We start from the raw sequence: 3023 nt of genomic DNA on the forward strand, positions 1-3023 counted from the left end.
CTGGTCACCGACTCGCCGGCCCAGGCAGGCGCCTACTCCCCGCCGATGCTGGCCGCCGTCGAGCCGTACGCGGGCCGGCTGCGCGACCTGGGCGCGGTGTCAACGCCGTCGGCTTCAAGCAGGCCGACCGGCACGAGTTCGGCTGCGACCTGCTGGACCTCGCCGACCCGCTGGTCACCGACTCGCCGGCCCAGGCAGGCGCCTACTCCCCGCCGATGCTGGCCGCCGTCGAGCCGTACGCGGGCCGGCTGCGCGACCTGGGCGCGGTGCTGGCCGGCGCGGTCCCCGGCCGGACCGGCGCGGACCAGGTCTCCGTCTTCTGCTCCACCGGCCTGGCCGGCACGGAGGTCTTCCTCCTCGACCGGCTGGTGCGGGTGGGCGCGGCGGCGGTCTGACCGGTCGCCGGGTGTGAGCCGGCCGATGCGGCGGCCCGCCGTTGCCGGCCCCCGCCCCGCCGCCCGGTACCCTCGGATGGTGTCTGCCACCTCCCCCTCCGACAACTCCAGCTCGGCGCGGCTGACGCCGCGCCGCGACCCGGAGCTGTCGCCCGACGGCCGCCGGGTCGCCCTGCTGACCCTGGGCTGTGCCCGCAACGAGGTCGACTCGGAGGAGCTGGCCGCCCGCCTGCACGCCGACGGCTGGCAGGTCACCACCGACGGCGAGGGAGCCGACGTGGTGGTCGTCAACACCTGCGGCTTCGTGGAGAAGGCCAAGCAGGACTCCATCCAGACCCTGCTCGCCGCCGCCGACACCGGCGCCAAGGTGGTCGCGGCCGGCTGCATGGCCGAGCGGTACGGGCGTGAGCTGGCCGACAGCCTCCCCGAGGCGCAGGCGGTGCTCAGCTTCGACGACTACCCGGAGATCTCCGCCCGGCTGAACGCGGTCGTCGCCGGCGAGGCGGTCGCCGCGCACACCCCGCGCGACCGGCGCGAGCTGCTGCCGCTCACCCCGGTCTCCCGCCGGGACAGCGCGGTCTCGCTGCCCGGGCACGGCACCCCCGTCCGGGGCGTCACCGAGACCGACGAGCACACCCCGGCCCACCTGCGCCAGGTGCTGCGCCGTCGGCTCGACACCGGCCCGGTCGCCTCGCTCAAGCTGGCCAGCGGCTGCGACCGGCGCTGCGCGTTCTGCGCGATCCCCGCCTTCCGTGGCGCCTTCGTCTCGCGTACGCCTGACGAGCTGCTGGCCGAAGCGGAGTGGCTGGCCAAGACCGGCGTCCGTGAGCTGGTGCTGGTCAGCGAGAACTCGACCTCGTACGGCAAGGACCTGGGCGACCCCCGGGCACTGGAGAAGCTGCTGCCGCAGCTGGCCGCCATCGACGGCATCGTCCGGGTGCGGGCGAGCTACCTCCAGCCCGCCGAGACCCGGCCCGGCCTGGTCGAGGCGATCGCCACCACGCCCGGCGTGGCGCCCTACTTCGACCTGTCCTTCCAGCACTCCAGCGAGCCGGTGCTGCGCCGGATGCGCCGTTTCGGCTCCACCGACCGGTTCCTGGAGCTGCTGGCGGGGGCCCGGGCCCTGGCGCCGGAGGCCGGCGCGCGGAGCAACTTCATCGTCGGCTTCCCCGGCGAGACCCGCGCCGACATCGACGAGCTGGTCCGGTTCCTGACCGAGGCGCGCCTCGACGCGATCGGCATGTTCGACTACAGCGACGAGGACGGCACCGAGGCCGCCGGCCTGCCCGGCAAGGTCTCCGCCGCCACCGTCAAGCGCCGCTACGACAAGCTCAGCGCGCTCGCCGACGAGCTCTGCTCGCAGCGCGCCGAGGAGCGGCTCTCCTCGACCGTCGAGGTGCTCATCGACTCGGTCGACGGCGGCGTGGTCGAGGGGCGGGCGGCCCACCAGGCTCCCGAGGTCGACGGCTCGACCACGCTGGTCGCGCCGGTCGGCGGCGGGTCGACCTGGCCGCGCTGCGCCCCGGCGACCTGGTCCGGGCGACGGTGACCGCGACCGAGGGTGTCGACCTGATCGCCGTGCCGGATGAGATGATCTCGGCGGCGCCCGGCGCGGAACGGTGACGGCGGGTCCGGAGGAAGCGGGGGAGCCACGTGGTGCGGTGCCTGGTACGCCCCGGCGGCCCGAGCGGGGCACGGCCGTGACCGGGGCGACGGAGTCGGCGCCGGTGGTCGCCCGGGTGCCGGTGCTCAACGCGGCCAACGCGCTGACCGCCCTGCGGCTGGTGCTGGTGCCGGTCTTCGCGGCGTCGGTGATCGTCTCGGGGACGACCCACGCCGGCTGGCAGATGGCCGCCTGTCTGATCTTCGTGCTCGCCTCGGCGACCGACCTGGTCGACGGCTGGATCGCCCGCCGGTTCAAGCTCGTCACCTCGGTCGGCAAGGTCGCCGACCCGATCGCCGACAAGGCGCTCACCGGCGCCGCCCTGGTGCTGCTCTCCTGGTACGACCGGCTGCCCTGGTGGGTGACGGCGGTGATCCTGGTGCGGGAGTGGGGCGTCACCGCCCTGCGCTTCTGGGTGATCCGGCGCGGCGTGATCGCGGCCAGCCGGGGCGGCAAGATCAAGACGGCCCTCCAGATCCTTGCGATCACCTGGTACCTCTGGCCGATGCCGGCCGGCTTCGCCGCCGTCGGCCCGTGGATCATGGCCGCCGCCGTGGTGGTGACCGTGGTCACCGGCTTCGACTACGTCGCCCAGGCGCTGCGTCTGCGCCGCCCCGCCCGCTGAGGCGCACCCCTATCGACCCGCGGTCGCCGGGGCGCGCGCCGGCGTGTCGCCGCAAGAGCGCTGCGCCCGGCGCCGCCGGGCGCAGGATGAGTAGGCGTCGGCAGGCGGGGAAGGGAAGCGGGACATGGGGACGGATGCGAACAACGAGCGGCCCGCCGGGAGTCCGGCGGCGGCCGTGGTGCACAGCCTGCACGAGCGGCACGAGACGCTGGCCACCGTCGAGTCCCTGACCGGTGGGCTGCTCTCCGCCTCGATCGTGGAGATCGCCGGGGTCAGCGGGGTCTACCGGGGCGGCCTGGTCACGTACGCCACCGAGCTGAAGTCGGAGCTGGCCGGCGTA

The 3023-nt window shown here is 75.0% G+C and carries 2 protein-coding genes and 2 pseudogenes; all 4 read left to right on the forward strand.

What is annotated here, in order from left to right:
• Window positions 1–395 (forward strand): annotated as a pseudogene (locus tag JNW89_RS32865) (hypothetical protein); the annotation flags it as partial.
• A 76-nt stretch (window positions 396–471) separates the two neighbouring features.
• Window positions 472–2018: pseudogene (rimO, locus tag JNW89_RS32870) on the forward strand (30S ribosomal protein S12 methylthiotransferase RimO).
• 77 nt (window positions 2019–2095) lie between these two features.
• Window positions 2096–2683 carry a CDP-diacylglycerol--glycerol-3-phosphate 3-phosphatidyltransferase gene (gene pgsA / locus JNW89_RS32875; protein ID WP_238452008.1) on the forward strand — a complete coding sequence of 196 codons (588 nt, stop codon included), beginning with the start codon at window positions 2096–2098 and terminating at the stop codon, window positions 2681–2683.
• 124 nt (window positions 2684–2807) lie between these two features.
• On the forward strand, window positions 2808–3023 hold a 216-nt coding region (locus tag JNW89_RS32880; RefSeq protein WP_238452009.1), incomplete at its 3' end, for a CinA family protein.

It is taken from the genome of Micromonospora sp. 4G55, from assembly GCF_016803375.1.